At 65.0% G+C, this 21,431-nt stretch carries 24 protein-coding genes; 6 read left to right on the plus strand and 18 right to left on the minus strand.

What is annotated here, in order from left to right:
* Positions 1-7 precede the first annotated feature (7 nt).
* The 3 genes from EC845_RS00970 to EC845_RS00980 are packed head-to-tail and all read right to left on the minus strand — an operon-like array spanning position 8 to position 3,195.
* Entirely contained in the window at positions 8-1,300 is a 1,293-nt protein-coding gene (locus EC845_RS00970) for an ABC transporter substrate-binding protein (RefSeq protein ID WP_123295359.1), read from the minus strand.
* A gap of 57 nt (positions 1,301-1,357) precedes the next feature.
* Entirely contained in the window at positions 1,358-2,332 is a 975-nt protein-coding gene (locus EC845_RS00975) for a branched-chain amino acid ABC transporter permease (RefSeq protein WP_158615576.1), read from the minus strand.
* Positions 2,329-3,195 carry a branched-chain amino acid ABC transporter permease gene (locus EC845_RS00980; RefSeq protein ID WP_123295361.1) on the minus strand — a complete coding sequence of 289 codons (867 nt, stop codon included), beginning with the start codon at positions 3,193-3,195 and terminating at the stop codon, positions 2,329-2,331. The genes EC845_RS00975 and EC845_RS00980 overlap by 4 nt, the downstream gene beginning before the upstream one ends.
* A 265-nt stretch (positions 3,196-3,460) precedes the next feature.
* Between EC845_RS00980 and EC845_RS00985 the strand changes: the two genes are divergently transcribed.
* Entirely contained in the window at positions 3,461-4,966 is a 1,506-nt protein-coding gene (locus tag EC845_RS00985; RefSeq protein ID WP_123295362.1) for an FAD-linked oxidase C-terminal domain-containing protein, read from the plus strand.
* Between the two features lie 39 nt (positions 4,967-5,005).
* On the opposite strand, the gene EC845_RS00990 is transcribed toward EC845_RS00985, so the two are convergent.
* The 11 genes from EC845_RS00990 to EC845_RS01040 form a co-directional block, all read right to left on the minus strand.
* Positions 5,006-6,082 carry a YheT family hydrolase gene (locus tag EC845_RS00990; protein ID WP_123295363.1) on the minus strand — a complete coding sequence of 359 codons (1,077 nt, stop codon included), beginning with the start codon at positions 6,080-6,082 and terminating at the stop codon, positions 5,006-5,008.
* A 4-nt stretch (positions 6,083-6,086) separates the two neighbouring features.
* Positions 6,087-6,536 (minus strand): nuclear transport factor 2 family protein, encoded by a 450-nt coding sequence (locus EC845_RS00995; RefSeq protein WP_123295364.1) that lies wholly within the window; start codon positions 6,534-6,536, stop codon positions 6,087-6,089.
* A gap of 220 nt (positions 6,537-6,756) precedes the next feature.
* Positions 6,757-7,173, minus strand: a complete 417-nt coding sequence (locus tag EC845_RS01000; protein ID WP_123295365.1) for a F0F1 ATP synthase subunit epsilon — start codon at positions 7,171-7,173, stop codon at positions 6,757-6,759.
* A gap of 103 nt (positions 7,174-7,276) precedes the next feature.
* Positions 7,277-8,680: a F0F1 ATP synthase subunit beta gene (atpD, locus tag EC845_RS01005; protein ID WP_123295366.1), complete on the minus strand. Its 1,404-nt coding sequence runs from the start codon at positions 8,678-8,680 to the stop codon at positions 7,277-7,279.
* A gap of 36 nt (positions 8,681-8,716) precedes the next feature.
* Positions 8,717-9,598 carry a F0F1 ATP synthase subunit gamma gene (gene atpG / locus EC845_RS01010; protein WP_123295367.1) on the minus strand — a complete coding sequence of 294 codons (882 nt, stop codon included), beginning with the start codon at positions 9,596-9,598 and terminating at the stop codon, positions 8,717-8,719.
* Positions 9,599-9,628: 30 nt separating this feature from the next.
* Positions 9,629-11,182 (minus strand): F0F1 ATP synthase subunit alpha, encoded by a 1,554-nt coding sequence (gene atpA / locus EC845_RS01015; protein ID WP_123295368.1) that lies wholly within the window; start codon positions 11,180-11,182, stop codon positions 9,629-9,631.
* 36 nt (positions 11,183-11,218) lie between these two features.
* Entirely contained in the window at positions 11,219-11,761 is a 543-nt protein-coding gene (locus EC845_RS01020) for a F0F1 ATP synthase subunit delta (protein ID WP_123295369.1), read from the minus strand.
* Positions 11,762-11,770: 9 nt separating this feature from the next.
* Complete coding sequence (locus EC845_RS01025) at positions 11,771-12,241, minus strand: F0F1 ATP synthase subunit B (protein WP_123295370.1); 471 nt, start codon at positions 12,239-12,241, stop codon at positions 11,771-11,773.
* A gap of 36 nt (positions 12,242-12,277) precedes the next feature.
* Positions 12,278-12,535, minus strand: a complete 258-nt coding sequence (gene atpE, locus EC845_RS01030) for a F0F1 ATP synthase subunit C (RefSeq protein WP_123295371.1) — start codon at positions 12,533-12,535, stop codon at positions 12,278-12,280.
* Between the two features lie 84 nt (positions 12,536-12,619).
* Positions 12,620-13,498 carry a F0F1 ATP synthase subunit A gene (gene atpB / locus EC845_RS01035; RefSeq protein WP_123295372.1) on the minus strand — a complete coding sequence of 293 codons (879 nt, stop codon included), beginning with the start codon at positions 13,496-13,498 and terminating at the stop codon, positions 12,620-12,622.
* A 3-nt stretch (positions 13,499-13,501) separates the two neighbouring features.
* On the minus strand, positions 13,502-14,005 hold the full coding sequence (locus tag EC845_RS01040) for an ATP synthase subunit I (protein ID WP_123295373.1): 504 nt from the start codon (positions 14,003-14,005) through the stop codon (positions 13,502-13,504).
* Positions 14,006-14,234: 229 nt separating this feature from the next.
* On the opposite strand from EC845_RS01040, the gene EC845_RS01045 reads away from it, so the two are divergent.
* The 3 genes from EC845_RS01045 to lipA are packed head-to-tail and all read left to right on the plus strand — an operon-like array spanning position 14,235 to position 16,289.
* Entirely contained in the window at positions 14,235-14,519 is a 285-nt protein-coding gene (locus EC845_RS01045; RefSeq protein WP_123295374.1) for a YbeD family protein, read from the plus strand.
* Positions 14,520-14,535: 16 nt separating this feature from the next.
* A complete protein-coding gene (gene lipB, locus EC845_RS01050) occupies positions 14,536-15,291 on the plus strand; it encodes a lipoyl(octanoyl) transferase LipB (RefSeq protein ID WP_123295375.1) in 756 nt (251 codons plus the stop codon).
* Positions 15,288-16,289, plus strand: coding sequence for a lipoyl synthase (gene lipA / locus EC845_RS01055; protein ID WP_123295376.1), 1,002 nt, complete (start codon positions 15,288-15,290; stop codon positions 16,287-16,289). The genes lipB and lipA overlap by 4 nt, the downstream gene beginning before the upstream one ends.
* A gap of 116 nt (positions 16,290-16,405) precedes the next feature.
* On the opposite strand, the gene ptsP is transcribed toward lipA, so the two are convergent.
* The 3 genes from ptsP to EC845_RS01070 are packed head-to-tail and all read right to left on the minus strand — an operon-like array spanning position 16,406 to position 18,907.
* A complete protein-coding gene (ptsP, locus tag EC845_RS01060; RefSeq protein WP_123295377.1) occupies positions 16,406-18,172 on the minus strand; it encodes a phosphoenolpyruvate--protein phosphotransferase in 1,767 nt (588 codons plus the stop codon).
* 53 nt (positions 18,173-18,225) lie between these two features.
* Entirely contained in the window at positions 18,226-18,495 is a 270-nt protein-coding gene (locus EC845_RS01065; RefSeq protein ID WP_123295378.1) for an HPr family phosphocarrier protein, read from the minus strand.
* A complete protein-coding gene (locus EC845_RS01070) occupies positions 18,467-18,907 on the minus strand; it encodes a PTS sugar transporter subunit IIA (RefSeq protein ID WP_123295379.1) in 441 nt (146 codons plus the stop codon). Before EC845_RS01070 ends, EC845_RS01065 begins: the two co-directional genes overlap by 29 nt.
* A gap of 263 nt (positions 18,908-19,170) precedes the next feature.
* Here EC845_RS01070 and EC845_RS01075 point away from each other — a divergent pair, with 263 nt between their 5' ends.
* Positions 19,171-19,671: a TlpA disulfide reductase family protein gene (locus EC845_RS01075; protein ID WP_123295380.1), complete on the plus strand. Its 501-nt coding sequence runs from the start codon at positions 19,171-19,173 to the stop codon at positions 19,669-19,671.
* A 45-nt stretch (positions 19,672-19,716) separates the two neighbouring features.
* On the opposite strand, the gene EC845_RS01080 is transcribed toward EC845_RS01075, so the two are convergent.
* Positions 19,717-20,532: a M48 family metallopeptidase gene (locus tag EC845_RS01080; RefSeq protein ID WP_233597894.1), complete on the minus strand. Its 816-nt coding sequence runs from the start codon at positions 20,530-20,532 to the stop codon at positions 19,717-19,719.
* A gap of 364 nt (positions 20,533-20,896) precedes the next feature.
* Here EC845_RS01080 and EC845_RS01085 point away from each other — a divergent pair, with 364 nt between their 5' ends.
* Positions 20,897-21,385 carry a GNAT family N-acetyltransferase gene (locus EC845_RS01085; protein WP_123295381.1) on the plus strand — a complete coding sequence of 163 codons (489 nt, stop codon included), beginning with the start codon at positions 20,897-20,899 and terminating at the stop codon, positions 21,383-21,385.
* The last annotated feature ends 46 nt before the right edge of the window (positions 21,386-21,431 follow it).

Here is a 21,431-nt window from a genome sequence, read left to right on the forward strand (position 1 = left end):
ACGGATTTCAGGGCTGGCAGGGCGGATTGTTCCGCGAGACAGGTCCCTGCGCGATGAATGCCTCGCGCGGCCGGTTGAGCGTGGCGTTGACCTGCGGCACGACCTTGACCACCTTGTTGGCCAGCTTGCCGTCCGGCATCTGCACGACTTCGGTGACCAGAATGTCGGCCACGGCCTGACGATTCCCATCCAGACGGATCAGCCCTGTGGGCGTCTCGAACACCAGCGACTGCAAGGCTTTTCCGAGCGACTGCATGCCGTCGCCTTCGACACGCCCCTGTACCGCCTCGAGCCCCAGCAGCGTGGCCTTCATGCTGATGTAGTAGCCGTGCGCCATGCTCGAGGGAAAGGGCAACGCATGCTTGTCGTTTGCACGGTATGCGTTCACAAATTTCGTCCACGCAGGATGATCGTATTCGTCGGCCGATGAACTGGCCGAGGGGATGCCGACCATCCGTTTGCGAAACGGTCCCTTGCTGTTGAGCACCGCCGAATCGACGGTGATCGACCCGCCGATCAGGGGCGCCTTGCCACCCGCCTGCACATACTGGCTCAGGAAATTGACGGCGTCGGCACCGCCGAGCACCACAAAGACCGCATCCGCAGAAGCGGGAATCCGGGCGATGACGGTCGAATAGTCCTTGGTGCCGAGCGGCACCCAGAAACGATCGGCGATCTTCCCGCCCCGGCCGCAGAATTCGGTCACGAAACCTGCCACCTGGGCATACGGAAATGCGTAATCCTCGGCGACCACCGCCACGTTGCGATAGCCCTTGGTGTCGTAGACATAACTGCCGAGCCCGGCCACGCGCTGCGCGCCGTCGGTACTGAAGCTGAAGAAGTTGGGCGCGGGATCACGCAGCGTGGTGTCCTGGGCAGCGCCCGTTCCGTTGACGAACACCCGGTTGGGCAGGGTCTTTGCATACGCCTTGATCGCCAGCCCTTCGCCGCCGGAAAGCGGGCCGACCAGGACATCGACGCGGTCCTGCTCCACCAGCTTGCGCGCCTTCTGCAGTGCGGAATCGGGCGTCGCGTTGGTGCCTTCGCGGATCACGACCACCGGCCTTCCCGCGACTTTTCCCTCGAACTCGGCCAACGCCAGCTCCATGCCGCGCCGCGCGTCTTCGCCGAGGCTGGCCAAAGGACCTTCCGTCACCAGCAGCACGCCGATGCGGATCGGACGAACCTCTGCCGTCTGGGCCGCAGCCACGGTTGCGGCGGCAGAGAACGCAGCCAGGATGCAGGCCTGCTTCAATCCGGTGGAAATCGGGGCTTTGCGAGGCAGGGTCATCAGAGACATGGGGAAACTCCTTGGAAAGGAAGAGCGGAAAATGGAACGCGGCTCGAAGCTGCGGCGTCAGGACTGCGCTCGCACGCGGCGCTGGATGTTTCGGCAGCAGCGGCCGACCCGACTGACGACGCCGTCGGGTGAAAGCAGCACGACGGCGACGAAGACCGAACCCAGCAAGGTATTGAAACGCTCGGCCCCCACCCAACTGGCGGCAAACGTGTTCAGAAGCACATAGATCAGGGCCCCGACGAAGGCTCCCAGCGGATGACGCAGCCCGCCGATGACCGCCATGATGAGGATGGCGTTGATCATGGGCAGTCCGACCGTGCTGGCCGAGACGCGCTGGCTGTACCAGGTGTAGAGAATGCCGCCGACACCGGCCATCAGGCCCGACAGGGCAAACGCGGCAATGCGATGGCGCGTGACGTCGAAACCCAGGGCCGAGGCTTTGCGGGCGCTGTCGCGCAAGGCCTGCAGCGTGAGGCCGAACGGACTGCGGCTCACCCCCACCATGCCGACTCCGAACAGGGTGGCAGCGCCCAGCGACAGGTAATAGAACACCAGCGGGTCGCGCAGGGAAAGTCCACCAGGCAGACTCGGGACCTCGATTCCGCCAATGCCGTCGAAACCGTTGAAGACGGTGACGTTCTGCTGCACGAGAAAGAAGCCCCCCATGGCCAGCGCCAGGGTCAGCATGAGCAGGTAGATGCCCGATGAACGGGCCGCGATCACCCCGACCAGCGCAGCGCCCACCGTGGCCGACAGGACGGCAAGCGGAACACTGGCCAGCGGCGGCAGAGGCCATCCCAGATGAGCGGCATTGACGCTGGTCAGCGCCAGCGTGTAGCCGGCCATCCCGGCGAATGTCATCTGCGCCAGCGACACCATGCCACCCTGGCCCGCCAGAAAACACAGGCTCAGGGCGACGATGCCGAGCGACCAGGCCTGCCCCAGCACATTGAGCAGCCAGAAGTCGCTGGCCCAGGCCGGAATGGCGCCACCCAGCACCGCGACGGCCACCAACCAAGCCGCCCGTGTCATGCCGCCCCCTTGCCGAACAGGCCTTGCGCACGCACGGCCAGCACCCCGACCATGAGCAGATAGATGAGGGCCACCGAATACGTAGGAAAGAACAGCAGTCCGAGCTGTTCGAACCATCCCATGGCCAGGGCCCCCACGGCCGCACCGGCCAGGCTGCCCATTCCCCCCACGATGGCCACGACCAGCGAGGCCAGCAGATAGCGGGAATCCTCTCCGGGCGACAGCGACAGCGCCGTCCCCCCCACGACACCGGCCAGGCCCGCCATGCCGGCCCCCACCGCAGAGACCAGCAGGAAGAGACGCGCCGGATCGACGCCGATGGCGGCCAGCATGAGCCGGTCATCGACACCGGCTCGCACGGCCAGACCGACCCGTGTACGGTCGAGAACCAGCCAGAGGATCGCGCCGACGACCATGCTCAATCCGATGACGAAGATCCGGAAAAGAGGGTAACCCCCCATGCCGCCGGGAAGCTCGATGAAGTCGTTCGTCCATTCGGGTGGATCGAACTGGTATGTCAAGCCACCGAATCCGGCCAGCATGAGGTCGGCGGCGACGATGGCCAGACCCAGCGTCACCAGGGCCTGACGGAGATCCTGACCGCGAAGCCTGTCCAGGACAACGCGCTGCAGAATCCAGCCCAGGGCCGCTGCGGCGAGAGCGCCGGCCGCGGCGCCGGCATACCAGTTGCCCCCTGCATCGCTCACGAAGTAGCCGACATACCCTCCGAACAGGTACAGAGCGCCATAGGCAAGATTCACGGTCCGCATCAGACCGAAGGTCAGCGTGAAACCCATGGCGACCAGAAAGTACAGCGCCGCGGCGGATGTGCCGTTGAGCAGGGCCAATGCGAGTGTTTTCATGGCCTGCGGCTCGCCGCCGCGGAGCGACCGGCTTCTTGACTGCCCAATGACAACATCGTAAAAACTCCTTCATGTCGAAGGCCCTACGATAGGCAGGCAGTCGACACCAGTCCCGGCCGGCGTTGAGCAATGATCAACATCCGGGCGATCAAGGGAAACTACCCAGCCGCAACGAAACGCCGTGCCTGCACCGAAAAGGCTCGCTGCCGCCCGGCATGCACGCTTGCACGCTTGCACGCTTGCACACCACGAGGACTCATCGGTCATGAACGTTCCGGAATACAGCGCCCCGCCTTCCGCCGACGGTCCATCCCAACGCCGGGTGGTCGATGCGCTGCTGCGCCATCTGCCGTCCCACGCCGTGCTGTGGACGGACGAGAGCACCACGCCTTACGAATGCGACGGCCTGACCGCCTACCGCCAGCGGCCGCTGGCCGTCGCGCTGCCGGAGACCGATGCCCAGGTCCAACAGGTGCTCCGGACCTGTCATGCGCTGCAGGTTCCCGTGGTTGCCCGCGGTGCGGGCACGGGCCTGTCGGGCGGCGCCATGCCCCATGCGCGCGGCGTCACACTGAGCCTGGCCAAGTTCAACCGCATTCTGGCCATCGACCCGGCGGCCCGCACGGCCCTCGTGCAGGCGGGGGTGCGCAACCTGGCGATATCCGAGGCTGCCGCGCCTCATGGTCTGTACTACGCACCCGATCCGTCGAGCCAGATCGCCTGCACCATCGGCGGCAATGTGGCCGAGAACTCGGGGGGCGTGCATTGCCTGAAATACGGATTGACGGTGCACAACGTTCTCAAGGTCAAGGGCTATAGCGTCGAAGGCGACGCCGTCGAGTTCGGCAGCGACGCGCTCGATACGGCGGGCCTCGATCTGCTGGCCATCCTCAACGGCAGCGAAGGCATGCTGGCGGTGACCACCGAGGTGACGGTCCGCCTCATCCCCAAGCCGCAACTGGCGCGTTGCATCATGGCCAGCTTCGACGACATGCGGCGGGCCGGCGACGCCGTCGCGGCCATCATTGCCGCAGGCATCATTCCGGCCGGACTGGAGATGATGGACAGGCCCATGACCGCAGCCGTCGAAGATTTCGTGCATGCAGGCTACGACCTGGCCGCCGAGGCCATCCTGCTGTGCGAATCCGACGGCACGCCCCACGAGGTCGAAGAAGAAATCGGGCGCATGCGCGAGGTGCTGCTGCGCTGCGGCGCCACGGCCATCACGGTGAGCGTGGACGAGGCCGAACGCCTGCGTTTCTGGAGCGGCCGCAAGAACGCTTTTCCGGCCAGCGGCCGTATCAGTCCCGATTACATGTGCATGGACTCGACCATCCCGCGCAAGCGCCTGGCCGACATCCTGCTGGCCATCCAGGCCATGGAGCGGAAGTACGGCCTGCGCTGCGTCAACGTCTTCCATGCGGGCGACGGCAACCTGCATCCGCTCATCCTGTTCGATGCCAACGATCCGGACCAGTTGCATCGATGCGAACGGTTCGGCGCCGACATCCTGGAGACCAGCGTGGCGATGGGCGGCACCGTCACGGGTGAACACGGCGTGGGCGTCGAGAAGCTCAACTCGATGTGCGTGCAGTTCACCGCCGAGGAGCGCGAGGCGATGCTGGCCGTGAAGCGGGCGTTCGATCCGGCCGGCTTGCTCAACCCCGGCAAGGTGATCCCCAGCCTTCATCGCTGCGCCGAGTACGGGCGCGTCGTCATTCGCGGCAGCCAGGGGCAGGGCTGGTCGCATCCCGATCTGCCGCGCTTCTGACGCGCAGAGCCGAGGCATCGGCGCCGGCCGTTCAACGCATCAGGTCAGCTGTGCTGCGAGCCAGGCCAGCACCGCGAGCGGCATGGCCGTGACCCGGCCGGGCCAGTTGCCCTGTGCGAAGCCGACATGGCCTCCCCTGGCGGGCTGCCACAGGGTCACATGGCGGCCCACCTCGAGTGCCTCGGGCAGGCAGGCCGGGGGCACGAACGGGTCGTTGCGCGCATTGAGCAGCAGCGCCGGCAAGGCGATCTCGTGCAGACGGGGCCGGGCCGAGGCCCGGGTCCAGTAGTCGGCCACGCCGGCGTAGCCGTGCAACGGTCCGGTGAAGACGTCGTCGAACGCCCACAGGTCACGCGCGGCCTCCAGACGCCCGGCATCGAAGAGACCGGGGAACTGTCCCAGCTTGATCCGGGCCTTGGCTTTCATGGTCCGCAGGAACATGCGGCCGTAGACCTGCCGGTTGAAGCCGCGGCCCAGGTTCAAGCCTGCGGTCATCAGGTCCAGCGGGGCGGATACCGCCGCCAGCGCCTGAACGGTCTGACGGGCGCTGTTTCCGGCCTCCTGGGCCCAGCGCAGCAGGGCATTGCCGCCCAGGGACACCCCCACGGCCACCAAGGGCCCCGAATGGGCTTTCCGCAGGCGCTGCAGGATCCAGCCCACCTCTTCGAAGTCGCCCGAATGGTAGGCCCGCGGCGCCCGATTGACCTCGCCGCTGCAACCGCGGAAATGCGGCACCGCAAAGGCCCAGCCGGCCTGCAGGCAGGCATCGGCCATGGCGAGTGCATAGGGACTGCGCGAAGAGCCTTCCAAGCCGTGGAACAGGACCAGCAGGGGCCGGTTGCCGGCTTGGGGTACCGAGACCGATGGCACGGTCCCGCCGGGGGCTCCAGCGACGCCGGATGGCCCGCCGGGGGCCGCTGCAGGCCGCAGATGGTCGACGTCGATGAAATCGCCGTCGGGCGTATCCCAGCGCTGCCGGTGCCATTGCGGAGCCGGGCCGGCGTGGCGGCCCGAGAACAGCGCGGGCCAGATGGTCTGCAGGTGCCCTGCTCCGCGGCCGTCCCCACCCAGCCACCAGGGCGATGACGCGCGCCAGCCGGGTCCGGGATCGATCATGGCCTCAATGCAGCACGGAGGGGTTGTCGTTGACTTCGTGCAGCTCGGCCCCCGAGGCCGGGCCGGCATGGTGCGCCACCAGGCGCCAACCCTGGGCGGTGCGGTGATAGACGTTGGTCGCCACCACATAGACCTCGTCGACGCCGTCCGCATCGACCACTTCCACCCGTTCGATCAGGCTGTGCACCGCGCAGGTCATGGTTTCGACCCGCCGGACCTGCTCGGTGTGGATGCGCAGCGCGCCGTGCGAGAGCAGTTGCTCGTAGCCGCGCCGGATGGCACCGCTGCCCACCATGCGAGGGGCGCCGGGGTGCACGCAGACGATCTCGTCCTCGTCGGCCCAGCAGGCCATGACCCGCTCGACATCGGCGTCGCGCAAGGCTTCATAGAACGTCGTTTCGATTTCGTCCGGGCTGCTCGACAACGCGACAGCACGCATGCGGGTCTGGGGCATAGTGGCCGCATCATATGCGGTTCGTGCGTGCCGACCCACATTGTCGAGCGATCCACCACAGTGCTGCTCGGGCTTCGCTTGAAGCCGCCCCCTGGATGATGCTAGAGCGCCGCGGCGACGTGCATGAATGGCGCGGCCATGAAAAAAGCCACCCGAAGGTGGCTTGTCTTGTGCGTATGGACCCACAGGCCGCCGGCGTTGCCGCACGGCCTTCTGTCCATCAGCGACCGCTGCGAAAACGACGCAGGGCCGAAACCTGTGCGGCCAGCACGGCCAGTTCCGACTGGGCACGGGCCTGGTCGATCTGGGTCTTGGCGCCGCGCAGTGCCTCTTCGGCTTCCTTGCGTGCTTCGAGAGCCTTCTGTTCGTCCAGGTCCTTGCCACGGATCGCGGTATCGGACAGGACCGTCACGCAGTCGGGCTGCACTTCCAGGATACCGCCGGCCACGAAGATGAACTCCTCTTTGCCGTCGACTCCCTGAATGCGCACCGAACCCGGCTTGATGCGGGAAATCAACGGTGTATGACGCGGATAGATGCCCAACTCACCCAGCTCGCCGGGCAGGGACACAAACTTGGCCTCGCCCGAGTAGATGGATTCCTCGGCACTGACAACGTCGACCCTGATGGTGTTCATGTGTCGTTCCTTATGCTTTTGATGGACCGGTGGCGTCTGTTCGCGGCTGCGGCCCTAGCGTCCCGGTCCATGGACCGGAGCGCGCGGGCAGCCTGCCAGGCGATCAGGACGCCAGCTTCTTGGCCTTCTCGAAAGCCTCGTCGATCGTGCCGACCATGTAGAAAGCCTGTTCGGGCAGATGATCGCACTCGCCGGAGGTGATCATCTTGAAGCCGCGGATGGTTTCCTTGAGCGACACGTACTTGCCGGGAGCGCCCGTGAACACTTCGGCCACGTGGAAAGGCTGCGACAGGAAACGCTGGATCTTGCGGGCACGGGCCACGCTCAGCTTGTCTTCCGGTGCCAGTTCGTCCATGCCCAGAATGGCGATGATGTCGCGCAGTTCCTTGTAGCGCTGCAGGGTGTTCTGCACCGAACGCGCCACTTGGTAGTGCTCTTCGCCGACCACATGCGGGTCGAGCTGGCGGCTGGTGGAGTCCAGCGGATCGACGGCGGGGTAGATGCCCAGCGCGGCGATGTCGCGGCTCAGCACCACGGTCGAGTCCAAGTGGGCGAAGGTCGTGGCAGGCGAAGGATCGGTCAAGTCATCGGCAGGCACGTAGACGGCCTGGATGGAGGTGATCGAGCCGACCTTGGTGGAGGTGATGCGTTCCTGCAGGCGGCCCATTTCTTCGGCCAGAGTAGGCTGGTAGCCCACGGCGGAAGGCATGCGGCCCAGCAGGGCGGACACTTCGGTACCGGCCAGGGTGTAGCGGTAGATGTTGTCCACGAAGAACAGCACGTCGCGGCCTTCGTCGCGGAACGACTCGGCGATGGTCAGGCCGGTCAGGGCCACGCGCAGACGGTTGCCCGGGGGCTCGTTCATCTGGCCGTAGACCATGGACACCTTGGAGTCCTCGAGCTTCTCGAGGTTCACCACGCCCGAATCGGCCATTTCGTGATAGAAGTCGTTGCCCTCGCGGGTACGCTCGCCCACACCAGCGAACACCGACAGACCCGAGTGAGCCTTGGCGATGTTGTTGATGAGTTCCATCATGTTCACGGTCTTGCCCACGCCGGCGCCGCCGAACAGGCCCACCTTGCCGCCCTTGGCGAACGGGCAAACCAGGTCGATCACCTTGATGCCGGTTTCCAGCAGCTCTTGCGAGGGGCTGAGTTCGTCGTATGCGGGCGGCTTGCGGTGAATGGAAGCCGTCAGTTCCTGGCCCACGGGACCACGTTCGTCGATCGGCTGACCCAGCACGTCCATGATGCGGCCGAGCGTGGCCTTGCCGACCGGCACCGTGATGGGTGCACCCGAGTTCGTCACGATCAGGCCGCGGCGCAGACCATCCGACGAACCCAGCGCAATGGTACGCACCACGCCGTCGCCCAGCTGTTGCTGAACTTCCAGCGTCAGCGCAGAGCCTTCGAGCTTGAGTGCGTCATAGATTTTCGGCATCTGGTCACGCGGGAATTCCACGTCGACCACGGCGCCGATACATTGAACGATTTTTCCTTGAGCCATGTGCTTGCTCCGATAAATTTGCAGATTCTTGGACGGTCAGACCGCAGCGGCCCCGGCCACGATTTCCGACAGCTCTTTGGTGATGGCAGCCTGGCGGGTCTTGTTGTAGACCAGCTTGAGCTCGCCGATCAGCGTGCCCGCGTTGTCGGTCGCGGCCTTCATGGCCACCATCCGAGCGGACTGCTCGGAGGCCAGGTTCTCCAGGACGGCCTGGTAGACCAGCGCTTCGACGTAGCGCACCATGAGGTCGTCGATCACCGTCTGTGCATCCGGCTCGTAGATGTAGTCCCACGAATGGGCCTGCTTCTCTTCCTCGGATTGCGCCAGGTGATGGTCGGGCAACGGCAGCAGTTGCTCGATCACAGGCTCCTGTTTCATCGTATTGAGGAAACGGGTGTAGCACAGGTAGACAGCGTCGAACTGGCCTTCGAAGTAAGGCTTGATCAACACCTTGACCGGGCCGACGAGCTGGTCGAGCTGGGGCTTGTCGCCCAGCTGGACCGCCTGCGCGACGACCTTGGCGCCGATGCGGCTGAGGAAGCCGAGGCCCTTGTTGCCGATGGCGACCACTTCGACGTGGTTGCCTTCGGCTTCGAGCTCACGCAGCTTGCCGGTGACCTGCCGCAGCACGTTGGTGTTGAGGCCGCCGCACAAGCCCTTGTCCGTCGTGACCACCAGCAGGCCGACCCGTTTGGTCGGCACCGCGGGGGTGACCATGAAGGGGTGCTTGTACTCGGGCGTGGCCTGTGCCAGATGCGCCGTGATGTTGCGGACCTTGTCTGCGTAAGGGCGACCCGAACGCATCCGTTCCTGCGCCTTGCGCATCTTGGACGCCGCGACCATTTCCATGGCTTTGGTGATCTTCTTGGTGTTTTCCACCGATTTGATCTTGCCGCGTATTTCCTTACCTGATGCCATCTCGACTCCTGTTCAGAATGGTCGCCGCGCTCAGGCGAACGATTTCTTGAATGCCGTGATGGCAGCGGTCAGTTCGGCTTCCGTGTCCTTGTCCAGCTTCTTGGTCGCTTCGAGGGTCTCGAGCAACGCGCCATGGCTGGTCTTGAGGAACTGGTGCAGGCCGTGTTCGAAGTCAAGAACCTTCTTGACATCCACATCGTCCATGAAGCCCTTGGTGACGGCGAACAGCGTTGCGCCCATCAGGGACACCGACAGCGGCTGGTACTGAGCCTGCTTGAGCAGTTCGGTCACACGTGCGCCACGGTCGAGCTGACGGCGGGTCGCTTCGTCGAGGTCGGAAGCGAACTGCGCGAACGCAGCCAGTTCACGGTACTGTGCCAGATCGGTACGGATACCGCCGGACAGGCCCTTGACGATCTTGGTCTGGGCCGCACCGCCGACGCGCGACACCGAGATACCGGCGTTGATGGCGGGGCGGATACCGGCGTTGAACAGACCGGTTTCCAGGAAGATCTGGCCGTCGGTGATCGAGATCACGTTGGTCGGAACGAAAGCGGACACGTCGCCGGCCTGGGTTTCGATGATGGGCAGAGCCGTCAGCGAACCCGTCTTGCCCTTGACTTCACCCTTGGTGAAGGCTTCGACGTAGTCGGCGTTCACGCGGGCTGCACGTTCGAGCAGGCGGCTGTGGAGATAGAACACGTCGCCGGGGAAAGCTTCGCGGCCCGGGGGACGGCGCAGCAGCAACGAGACCTGGCGGTAGGCGACGGCTTGCTTGGACAGGTCGTCGTACACGATCAGGGCGTCTTCGCCACGATCGCGGAAGTATTCGCCCATGGTGCAGCCCGCGTAGGCCGACACGTACTGCATGGCAGCGGAGTCGGCAGCCGAGGCGGCCACGACGATGGTGTACTCGAGGGCGCCGGCTTGCTCGAGGGCACGCACGACGTTCTTGATCGACGAAGCCTTCTGGCCGATGGCCACGTAGATACACGTGACGCCCTGGCCCTTCTGGTTGATGATCGTGTCGAGCGCCACGGCGGTCTTGCCGGTCTGGCGGTCGCCGATGATCAGCTCGCGCTGGCCACGGCCGATCGGCACCATGGAGTCGATCGACTTCAGGCCGGTCTGCAGGGGCTGGTCGACGGATTGACGTGCGATCACGCCGGGCGCGACCTTTTCGATGACGTCGGTCAGCTTGGCGTTGATCGGACCCTTGCCGTCGATGGGCTGGCCCAGCGCGTTGACCACGCGGCCGCACAGTTCGGGGCCCACGGGCACTTCCAGGATGCGACCCGTGCACTTCACGGTGTTGCCTTCGGAGATGTGCTCGTACTCGCCCAGCACCACGGCGCCGACGGAGTCGCGCTCGAGGTTCAGGGCCAGGCCGTAGGAGGGCTGACCATCGTTGCCGGCCGGGAATTCAAGCATTTCGCCCTGCATCACGTCGGACAGACCGTGGATGCGCACGATGCCGTCGGACACCGAGACCACCGTACCTTCGTTACGGAGATTGGCGTCGCCGGAGAGCCCCTCGATGCGGCTCTTGATCAGTTCAGAGATCTCTGCGGGATTGAGTTGCATGACTCTTTCCTTCTTTCTTGGGTTATGCCGACAGCCTCAGGCTGTCAGCGCCGTCTTCATGTTTTCCAGCTGCGCCTTGACCGAGGTGTCATACACCTCGTCGCCGACGACCGCACGCACGCCACCGATGAGTTCCGGTGCCAGCGACACCTTCAGGGTGAGTTTGCGGCCGAACTTGCGCTCCAGCACGGACTGGAGATCAGCCATGGCCTGGTCTTCGAGCGGATAGGCGCTGTAGACCTGGGCATCCAGCACGCCTTCGCGCTCGTTCTTGAGCACGTGGAACTGCTTGGCGATCTCGGGCAGGGCCTGCAGGCGGCCGTTTTCGAGCACGGCCTGCAGGAACGCCTTGGCTTGAGCCGGCAGCGGCTGCTCGGCAGCGCCTTCGGCCACGCCGGAGATCAGGTCGGACACCTGGGTCGACGTCACGCGGGGATCGGCGGCATAGGCCAGCACACGCGAGTCTTCGGCCACGGCCGTGAGCTCGTCGAGCCAGGCTGCAGCACGGCCCAGATCCGCCTGCGAAGCCCGGAACAGGGCTTCTGCATAGGGACGGGCGATGGTGGCAAGTTCAGCCATGGAAACTCCTTACAGCTCGTTTTTGAGACGGCTCAGCAGATCCGCATGAACGTCGGCATTGACTTCCTTGCGCAAGATCTGTTCGGCGCCCTTGACGGCCAGCAGTGCCACTTGCTCACGCAGCGCTTCGCGGGCCTGGATGGCCTGCTGCTCGGCTTCAGCTTTGGCGGAGGCAACGATCTTGTTGCCCTCTTCCGTGGCGCGGGCCTTGGCTTCATCGATGATGGCCAGGGCACGACGCTCAGCATCAGCCAGGCGGTTGCTGGTTTCAGTACGAGTCTGAGCCAGCTCTTGCTCGACACGCTTGTTGGCAGAGGTCAGCTCGACTTGAGCGCGGTCTGCGGCAGCCAGGCCGTCGGCAATCTTCTGTGCACGCTCATCCAGCGCCTTCGCGATCGGGGGCCACACGAATTTCATCGTGAACAGCACCAGGATCAGGAAAACGATGGCCTGAACGATCAGGGTCGCATTGATACTCACGGCAACACCTTTCTAGAAATGGCGTGAACCGGGGATTTAAGCGGCCAGGGGAGCGATGAACGGGTTGGCGTAAGCAAACAGCAGAGCGATAGCAACACCGATCAGGAAGGCGGCGTCGATCAGGCCGGCCAGAATGAACAGCTTGGTTTGCAGTTCATTGATCAGTTCGGGCTGGCGAGCGGAAGCTTCCAGGTACTTGCCGCCAACCAGGGCGATACCGATCGAAGCGCCGATTGCGCCCAGACCCACGATGAGACCGGCTGCCAGTGCGACGAGACCGAGAACGTTTTCCATGATGACTCCTATTGAATAAAAAGTAAGGAAAGGAAGGGAAAGCTATCTTATAGAGGCGAGGTATCCGATCGAACCTGCGCGGCCTTAGTGCTTCTCATGAGCCTGACCCAGATAAATCAGGGTCAGCATCATGAAGATGAAGGCTTGCAGGGTGATGATCAGGATGTGGAAGATGGCCCAGATGGTGCCGGCAATGACGTGGCCGACCGGCAGCAGAACGCCCGAGATCGACATGGCTGCAGCACCGCCCATGAGGGCGATCAGCATGAACACGAGTTCGCCGGCATACATGTTGCCGAACAGCCGCATGCCGTGCGAAACGGTCTTGGCCACGTACTCGATGATCTGCATGGCCAGATTGGCGATGCCCAGAATGAACGCAAAGAACGGGTTCTTGCTGGTGCCGAACGGTGCGGTGACCAGTTCGTGAGCCCAGCCGCCGACGCCCTTGATCTTGACGCTGTAGAAGAAGCACAGCAGCAGGACGGCGGTCGACAGGCCCAGCGTGGTGGACAGGTCGGCAGTCGGCACGACACGCAGGTAGGCGTGGGCCGGATCGTGGCCGGCGGCGCCGTAGATCTGGGCCCAGATGACGGGCAGCAGGTCGACGGGGATCAGATCCATGGCGTTCATCAGGAAAATCCAGACGAACACGGTGAGCGCGAGCGGCGAGATGAACTTGCGGCTCTGGGCGTTGTGGATATTGGCCTTGGCCTGGTTGTCGACCATCTCGACCAGCATTTCAACCGCAGCCTGGAAGCGTCCGGGAACGCCGGCCGTTGCCTTGCGGGCAGCCAGCCAGAGCACGAACAATCCGATGATGCCGACGGTCAGCGAAACGATGACGGAGTCGTAGTTCACCACCGAGAAATCGATGATGGCGGTTTGCTTGACGTTCTGCAAATGTTGCAAGTGGTGAACGATGTATTCACTTGCGGTTGGTGCATGTCCTTCTGCGGCCATCTTTCAACTCTTCCCGGTAGTACGGATAGTACGGTTGTAGGACCTGAATTGCACCCAGAGTGCAACCCAGTACATCTTTAAAGTCACGACCACGCTGAGCAACAGTCCCAGCCAGCTCATGTGGACTCCCAATATGCGGGGAGCCAGCACCAGCAGAACCACGGTCAGCGCGATCTTGCCGAATTCACAAACCATAAAAACGATGAGTGCCATGCCGGCATCCTTGCCCTGCGCGCCCTGAAGCCGCAGCATGCCTCGGATGAACAGCACGGCCGGCAGCATAACAGCCACCACGCCATACAGGACAGACCACACCGCCGACGGACCCGAAAGCATCCAGGCCGCCGCCGCCAGCACCAGGCCGGAGGCGAGCTGCCAACCCAGCAACCGCCAGGGCGCCAGCTTGGGCATGCGCCCGGCCAACTGCTGGGCGGCTTCCGGTGTGAGGGGCTTGAACTCCTCGTCCTCTTCCCTATCTATCTCTCTGTCGTCCGGCTCGCGTGTCATGCGTCTTCCATGGCATCCAATGGCTTTGCCATGGAGAGGGCTACCCTTGCCCAGTCGTTTTCAATGATTTCTGAATTCAGCAAAGCCTTTGATTATACGTAGTTACGCTGACGTTACGATTCAAAGTCGTAAGCTTGCAGTCAGTTGTCGCTCGAATACCGCATTTCCCATGGTTGACATCTGCACGACACAGTGCTCGATACAAGACAAGAACGGATAATCGCTCATCATGAATGCCAGCTCCAGCCCTGCACGCGCCGACGAACTCATCGACTACCCCTCGCCTTTTCCCATCAAGGTCATGGGTCTCAACGAGGACGGCTTTGTCCACACCATGACGCAGATCGCGCGCAAGCACGATCCGTCGTTCGACGCCGCAACGGTGGAGTTGCGCGACAGCAGCAACGGCAAATACCTGAGCGTGACGCTGACCGTCACCGCCACCAGCCGCGACCAACTGGACGATCTCTACCGCGAACTGTCCGGCCATCCGCTGGCCAAGTACGTGCTGTGAGCGGCACCGCGCCACGATGACGTCCATTGCGCCCGATCTTGCCGTGGCGGCCGATGCCCCCACGCGGCATTCGACGTCGGACTGCAGGGTACGCCAGTTGGGCCGCGTCGACTATGCGGCCACGTTCGATGCCATGCAGCGCTTCACCGCGGAGCGCGATGCCGACACGGCCGACGAGATCTGGCTGTGCGAGCATCCGCCGGTCTTCACGCAGGGCCTCGCCGGCCAGGCCGGCCACATCCTGCAGGCCGGCGACATCCCGGTGGTGCAGAGCAACCGGGGCGGCCAGGTCACCTACCACGGCCCCGGCCAGGTCGTGGCCTATGTGCTGATCGATCTCCAGCGGCGCGGTTATTTCGTCAAGGAATACGTGCGCCGCATCGAGCAGGCGATCATCGACACGCTCGCCGGCCTGGGCGTCGACGGCCGCCGGGTCGACGGGGCGCCCGGCATCTACGTCGATCTGCCCGATCGCCCGGGCGCCACGGCGATCGGCGGCTTCGACGGCCTGGGCAAGATCGCGGCACTGGGCATCAAGGTCAGCCGCCATTGCACCTACCACGGCCTGGCCCTCAACGTGGCGATGTCGCTCGAACCCTATAGTCGCATCAATCCATGCGGCTATGCAGGACTGCGGACGGTCGATCTTTCTACAATGGGCGTATTGGCGGACTGGCACGATGTGGCCGACGCCCTCCAACGCCACCTCATCGCCCGCCTGATGGCCCCTGCCGCCGACGAGCAAGCACCAGCGAGACAACAACAAGCATGAGCACCACAGAAGTCGTCCGAGACGCTACGCCCACCGCAGACTACAACCCGCTGGCCAAACAGAAATCGGCGGCCAAGCTCTCGCGCATCCCCGTGAAGGTGGTGCACGGCGAGACACTCAAGAAGCCCGACTGGATCCGCGTCAAGGCAGGCTCCCCCACCACGCGGTTCTACGAGATCAAGCAGATCCTGCGCGAGCACAAGCTGCACACGGTGTGCGAGGAAGCCTCCTGCCCGAACATCGGCGAATGTTTCGGCAAAGGCACGGCCACCTTCATGATCATGGGCGACAAATGCACCCGGCGCTGCCCGTTCTGCGACGTCGGCCACGGCCGCCCCGATCCGCTCGACAAGGACGAGCCGCTCAACCTGGCCAAGACCATCGCCGCGCTGCGCCTGAGCTACGTGGTGATCACCAGCGTCGACCGCGACGACCTGCGCGATGGCGGCAGCGGCCATTTCGTGGAATGCATCCGGCTCATCCGCGAACATTCACCGCTGACCCAGATCGAGATCCTGGTCCCTGACTTCCGGGGCCGCGACGACCGTGCGCTCGAGATCCTGAAGGCCGCACCGCCCGATGTCATGAACCACAACCTCGAGACCGCGCCCCGCCTGTACAAGGAAGCGCGTCCGGGCAGCGACTACCAGTTCAGCCTGAACCTGCTCAAGAAGTTCAAGGCCCTGCATCCCAAGGTCCCGACCAAGAGCGGCATCATGGTCGGCCTGGGCGAGACCGACGAGGAAATCCTGCAGGTCATGCGCGACATGCGTGCGCACGACATCGACATGCTGACCATCGGCCAGTACCTCGCACCGTCCGGCCACCACCTGCCGGTGCGCCGCTACGTGCACCCCGACACGTTCAAGATGTTCGAGGAAGAGGCCTACAAGATGGGTTTCACCCACGCCGCCGTGGGCGCGATGGTGCGTTCGAGCTACCACGCCGACCAGCAGGCCCATGCGGCTGGCGTCGTCGCGGCCGGCACGCCCGCCTGATCCCCCTGAGACGGCCGTGCGCCGTCGACAGCAGGCTCTCGGGCGCCTGAGCGCGTCCGACAGGCCCTTTTTCCGCGCACGGCGCAATCGGCCACCTGGCCATGCGCCGCAGCGGATCACACGCCGGAACCCGCCCTGCCCTTGGCCAGCAGTTCCGCCGGTGTCTCGCTCGCCAGCACCGCTTCGGCCCATGGCTTGAGCTTGGCGGCATCGGAGCGCAGGATTTCCTGCTTGATGGCCAGGATCTGCGCCGGGTGCATCGAAAAGCTGCGCAGCCCCAGGCCCAGCAGCAGCCGGGTCATGCTGGCATCGCCCGCCATTTCGCCGCACACACTGACCGGTTTTCCAGCCTCGGCGCAGGCCCGGATGGTCGCGGCCACCAGTCCCAGCACGGCCGGATGCAGCGGATCGTAGAGTTCGGCCACGGTCTCGTCGGCCCGGTCGATGGCCAGCGTGTACTGGATGAGGTCGTTGGTGCCGATGGACAGGAAATCGAAATGGCGGAGGAAAACCGGCAACGTCAGCGCGGCAGCCGGGATTTCGATCATGGCACCCAGGCGCACCGGCCCGCAGGGCTGGCCCTGCCGCTTCAGTTGCTGCCGGGCTTCCTCGATCAGGGCCAGCGTCTGGCGGATCTCGCGGGCATGGGCCAGCATCGGGATGAGCAGGTTGACCGGCCCGAGTGCCGCCGCACGCAGGATGGCACGCAGCTGCGTGAGAAACATCGCCGGCTCGGCCAGGCACCAACGGATGGCGCGCAAGCCCAGCGCGGGGTTGAGATGGGTCTGCGGCTGGAGCTCGCGCAGGCCTCCGCTGTCGAGCGGCTTGTCCGCCCCGACGTCGATAGTGCGGATGGTCACCGGCAGGCCATTCATGCCCAGCACGGCCTGGCTGTAGGCTTCGTACTGCTCCTGCTCGTCGGGCAGGGCACGGCCACCGCGGCCCATGAACAGGAACTCGCTGCGGAACAGTCCCACGCCGGCTGCACCGCTGCGGCGTGCGCCGCTGGTGTCGCCCGGCAGTTCGATGTTGGCCAGCAGCTCGACGGCATGGCCATCGAGCGTGACCGCCGGCGTGTGGCGCAGGCGAGCCAGGCTCTGGCGCTCGATCTCGCCCTGCTTCTGCTTGTAGCGGTACTCGTCGAGCATGGCTTCGGACGGGTCGACGATGACCACGCCGGCGTTGCCGTCGATGATGACGCAGTCATCGGGTTTGATCAGTTCGCTGGCCGTGCGCACGCCCACGACGGCCGGAATGTCCATGCTGCGCGCCACGATGGCCGTGTGCGAGGTCTTGCCGCCCACATCGGTGATGAAGCCGGAGAACACCGAGTGCTTGAACTGAAGCATGTCGGCAGGCGACAGATCGTGCGCGACCAGCACCAGGCCGTCGTCCGGTGCGCCGGCCCGCACGGCAGGCGCCGGCGGTGCCACCGGCGACGGTGCGCCCCGCATGTGGCGCAGCATGCGCTCGACGACCTGCTCCAGATCGGCCTTGCGTTCACGCAGGTACGGGTCGTCCATTTCGTCGAACTGGCGCACCAGAACGTCGAGCTGGCTGACCAGCGCCCACTCGGCGTTGTAGAGCCGGTCGGTGATCCAGCCCTTGATCGCCTGGGCCAACGTGTCGTCCTGGAGCAGCATCACGTGCACATCGAGCAACGCCACCAGGTCACGCGGCGTGTCGCGCGACATGCCGGCCTGCAGGCGCGTGATTTCATCGACCACCGCATCGCGGGCCACGACCAGGCGCCGGACCTCGCTGCCGACCTGCTCGGGGGTGATGTAGTAGTGCGAGACGTCGAGATGGCTGGAGGCCGCCAGCACGGCACGCCCGATCGCAATGCCGCGGGAAACGACGAGTCCGTGGATGGCAAGGGTCATGGCGTTTTTGTCTCTTATAGGGTCATCGGCGCGGGTCGAACCACGGGAACAGCCTATTCCCCTTCGCCGAATTTGTCGTTGATCAGTGTCAACAACGCATCCATGGCTTCCTGCTCGCTGGCACCGTCGGTCTCGATGCGCACTTCGCTGCCCTTGCCGGCCGCCAGCATCATGACGCCCATGATGCTCTTGGCATTCACTCGGCGCTCGCCGCGCGAAAGAAACACTTCGCACGGAAAGGATCCCGCCAGCTTGGTGAGTTTGGCGGATGCCCGGGCGTGCAGGCCCAGCTTGTTACTGATCGTGACGTTTTGTTGAATCATGGTCGGTACGATTCTGGTTCTGGGGTGGGGTGGTGGCGACGGCCAGCACACCTTGGGTTCCACCGCTGATCACACGGTTGACGAGCATCTCGAGCGGCTCGTGGCGATAGCTGATGGCACGCAGCAGCATCGGCAGGTTGAGGCCGGCCACCAGGCGCGTGTGCACGCCGTCGACGAGCTTCTGGGCCACGTTGCAGGGGGTTGCGCCAAACAGGTCGGTGAGCAGCAGGGTGTGCTCGCAGTCGAGCTGCTCGAGCAGGATGCGGGCCTGGGCCTGGGTTTCCTCGGGCGGCATGTTGGGCTGGACATCGAGGGCCGACAAGTAGGCATCGCAGTCGGGAAAGACATGCAGTGCGCACTGCCGCATGGCCGAGGCCAGCGGAGCGTGGGCGATGATGAGAAGTCGGTTCATGCAGTCAGGGACAGACGGCGCGGCGCACGGCTTGCGGCGGGCCGACCCGAAGTGGTCGAGAGACGATTATCAACGCTGTAGCGATGCCGTTGCCCATTCGCCATGCCGAGCGGGAAGGCAAGCTCACACTCTTTGATGGATGCAAGGCCCGGCCGGCATCCGGGACCGGCCGCTGCAGAAACTCGCGGCATCTGGTAAAAGCACAGTCTGCCGGGTGCGGTCTTTGCCGACGCCCGCCTTCCGTGCTCCTACCGTCACCCGCCATGCCGTTGCACCGCCGCACCCTGATCGCTTCGACCGCCGCCCTGGCAGCCACCGCCACCCTGGGCTGGCTGGCCACGCGGCGCACCCCTGCCCCGGAGACCCGATTCACGCTGCTGGACGGCGGAACACTCGACACGGCAGCCCTGCACGGACGCGTGACGCTGGTGAACTTCTGGGCCACCACCTGCGTGACGTGCGTGGGCGAGATGCCCCAGATGATCCAGACCTACCGCACCTACCGCGACCGCGGCCTGGAGCTGCTGGCCGTGGCCATGGCCTACGATCCGCCCGAACAGGTCCGGCGCTTCGTGCAGACCCGGCAGTTGCCGTTTCTCGTCGGGCTGGATGGCAGCGGCGAAGCGGCCCGCCGATGGGGCGATGTACAGGCCACGCCCACCACCTATCTGCTCGACCGGCAGGGCCGCATCGACCAGCGGTATGTGGGGGCGCCGGATTTTGCCCAGTTGCACACCCGCATCGACACCCTGCTGGCGGCCTGAGCACGAAGGGACCGCACCGGTCCCTGCGCACCCGGGCGGCGGCCTTCAGCGCTGGCCACGGGCCTTGTCGTACAGCGGCATCACCCGCTGTGCCATCTGCGTCAGATCCTGCTTGCGTGAAGCCGAATCCGGGTGGGTGCTGAGGAACTCGGGGGGCCGGCTGCCGCCCGCACTGCCCATCTTGTCCCACAAGGTGACGGCGGCACGGGGATCGTAGCCGGCGCGCGCGGCGAGTTCCACGCCGATGCGGTCGGCCTCGACCTCGGCCTGCCGGCTCTTGGGCAGGCCAAACGTCACCTGGGTGACCTGATCGCCCAGTTGCGCGACGGCCTGGCTGCCGGTCAAGGCGCCCAGCACGTTGATGCCCAGCTGAGTGGCCATGCGCTGAGAGACCTGCTCGCGCACGTGCTCGCGCAGCGCATGGGCGATTTCGTGCCCGATCACGGCGGCCAACTCGTCGTCGGTCAGCTTCAGGCCCGTCACCAGACCCGAGTACACCCCGATCTTGCCGCCCGCCATGCAGAAGGCATTGATGTCGTCGCTCTGGAACACGTTGACTTCCCACTTCCAGCTCGTGGCATCGGGTCGGAACGCGGTGGTCTGGGCGATCAACCGATTGGAGATGGTGCGCACGCGCGCGGTGAGCGCGGCATCGCGGTTGAGCTGCCCCTTGGACTGGGCCTGGGCCACCATCTTGGCGTACTCCTGGGCCGAGGCCTGATCGATCTGCTCGCGGTCGACACCCATCAGTTGGGAACGGCTGACGCCGACTGTTCCGGGCTGCGTGGTCTGTACGCTGCTGCAGGCCCCCAGCAAGGCCACGGCGGCCACCAGAGCCCAGGCGGCCGGTCGACTCGCCAGCCGGCGGCCCGAACGTGCCGAGCCGTGCCGAATGGCCGGAGAGCCGGTCTGCAGCCGGCAGGCAGCGGGAGGAACAGGATGGGAGGAGGTCTTCACGGGCTGGCCTTTCTTGTGTTCGGAGGCCGCTCGAAACGGCGGCGAGGGTATCGGACGGGGCCTGCTGGCCACCGGATTGGTAGTCTAGCGGCTCGACCCCACGCGGCTTGCCGGACGACATGCCACGCCGTGCAGCAGCCGGCAGCCAGACCCCATGGACGCGGCATGCCCGCAGTTGATAGACTAGACCTTTCAACCCGACGTTTTGCGAGATCCTTCAGCCGACCGGCGGTGCCGCTGCATCCCGGCGCGTCAGCCCCTCTCTATCGTGGACAGACCTCAATTTCAGATCCAAGCCGCCGTGCACGCGCATGAGCTCGAGCAAGCCCGCCAGATTTTCCGCGAGTACGCCCTCAGCCTCGAAGTCGACCTGGCTTTCCAGGATTTCGAGGAGGAACTGCTGACGCTCCCCGGCGAATACACCGATCCGTACGGCGTGCTGCTGCTGGCAAGAATCGACGACGACGTGGCCGGCTGCTGTGCGTTGCGGCCGCTGGTCAGCAGCGACTACGTCAATGCCTGCGAGCTCAAGCGCCTGTATGTGCGCAAGGCGTTCCGCGGTTTTGGACTGGGCCGTCAATTGACGGAAGCCGTGCTGGATTCGGCGCGCAAGCGTGGCTACTCGTGCGTGTTGCTCGATACGCTGGACGCCATGGAATCCGCCCGGGCGCTCTATCAGGACCTGGGTTTCGAGGACATCCCGCCCTACTACTACAACCCCCTGCCCGGCGCCCGCTACCTCAAGGCCGATCTCTGAACCCCTGCCCGCAGGGCATACGCCACGCGGTGCGCGCCAGAGGCCG

The sequence above is a fragment of the Comamonas sp. BIGb0124 genome (assembly GCF_003752175.1).
Lineage (GTDB): Bacteria > Pseudomonadota > Gammaproteobacteria > Burkholderiales > Burkholderiaceae_C > Comamonas_F.

Excerpts from the sequence above, each read along its gene's own strand:
- EC845_RS00990 (WP_123295363.1), bottom strand. The coding sequence starts at position 6,082 with ATGATCGATCCCGGACCCGGCTGGCGCGCGTCATCGCCCTGGTGGCTG.
- lipA (WP_123295376.1), top strand. The coding sequence starts at position 15,288 with ATGAGCACCACAGAAGTCGTCCGAGACGCTACGCCCACCGCAGACTAC.
- lipB (WP_123295375.1), top strand. The coding sequence starts at position 14,536 with ATGACGTCCATTGCGCCCGATCTTGCCGTGGCGGCCGATGCCCCCACG.
- EC845_RS01065 (WP_123295378.1), bottom strand. The coding sequence starts at position 18,495 with ATGATTCAACAAAACGTCACGATCAGTAACAAGCTGGGCCTGCACGCC.
- EC845_RS01000 (WP_123295365.1), bottom strand. The coding sequence starts at position 7,173 with ATGAACACCATCAGGGTCGACGTTGTCAGTGCCGAGGAATCCATCTAC.
- atpE (WP_123295371.1), bottom strand. The coding sequence starts at position 12,535 with ATGGAAAACGTTCTCGGTCTCGTCGCACTGGCAGCCGGTCTCATCGTG.
- EC845_RS00995 (WP_123295364.1), bottom strand. The coding sequence starts at position 6,536 with ATGCCCCAGACCCGCATGCGTGCTGTCGCGTTGTCGAGCAGCCCGGAC.
- atpG (WP_123295367.1), bottom strand. The coding sequence starts at position 9,598 with ATGGCATCAGGTAAGGAAATACGCGGCAAGATCAAATCGGTGGAAAAC.
- EC845_RS01020 (WP_123295369.1), bottom strand. The coding sequence starts at position 11,761 with ATGGCTGAACTTGCCACCATCGCCCGTCCCTATGCAGAAGCCCTGTTC.
- EC845_RS00975 (WP_158615576.1), bottom strand. The coding sequence starts at position 2,332 with ATGACACGGGCGGCTTGGTTGGTGGCCGTCGCGGTGCTGGGTGGCGCC.
- EC845_RS00980 (WP_123295361.1), bottom strand. The coding sequence starts at position 3,195 with ATGAAAACACTCGCATTGGCCCTGCTCAACGGCACATCCGCCGCGGCG.
- EC845_RS01070 (WP_123295379.1), bottom strand. The coding sequence starts at position 18,907 with ATGAACCGACTTCTCATCATCGCCCACGCTCCGCTGGCCTCGGCCATG.
- atpD (WP_123295366.1), bottom strand. The coding sequence starts at position 8,680 with ATGGCTCAAGGAAAAATCGTTCAATGTATCGGCGCCGTGGTCGACGTG.
- EC845_RS01045 (WP_123295374.1), top strand. The coding sequence starts at position 14,235 with ATGAATGCCAGCTCCAGCCCTGCACGCGCCGACGAACTCATCGACTAC.
- EC845_RS00970 (WP_123295359.1), bottom strand. The coding sequence starts at position 1,300 with ATGTCTCTGATGACCCTGCCTCGCAAAGCCCCGATTTCCACCGGATTG.
- atpB (WP_123295372.1), bottom strand. The coding sequence starts at position 13,498 with ATGGCCGCAGAAGGACATGCACCAACCGCAAGTGAATACATCGTTCAC.
- EC845_RS00985 (WP_123295362.1), top strand. The coding sequence starts at position 3,461 with ATGAACGTTCCGGAATACAGCGCCCCGCCTTCCGCCGACGGTCCATCC.
- ptsP (WP_123295377.1), bottom strand. The coding sequence starts at position 18,172 with ATGACCCTTGCCATCCACGGACTCGTCGTTTCCCGCGGCATTGCGATC.
- EC845_RS01075 (WP_123295380.1), top strand. The coding sequence starts at position 19,171 with ATGCCGTTGCACCGCCGCACCCTGATCGCTTCGACCGCCGCCCTGGCA.
- EC845_RS01040 (WP_123295373.1), bottom strand. The coding sequence starts at position 14,005 with ATGACACGCGAGCCGGACGACAGAGAGATAGATAGGGAAGAGGACGAG.
- atpA (WP_123295368.1), bottom strand. The coding sequence starts at position 11,182 with ATGCAACTCAATCCCGCAGAGATCTCTGAACTGATCAAGAGCCGCATC.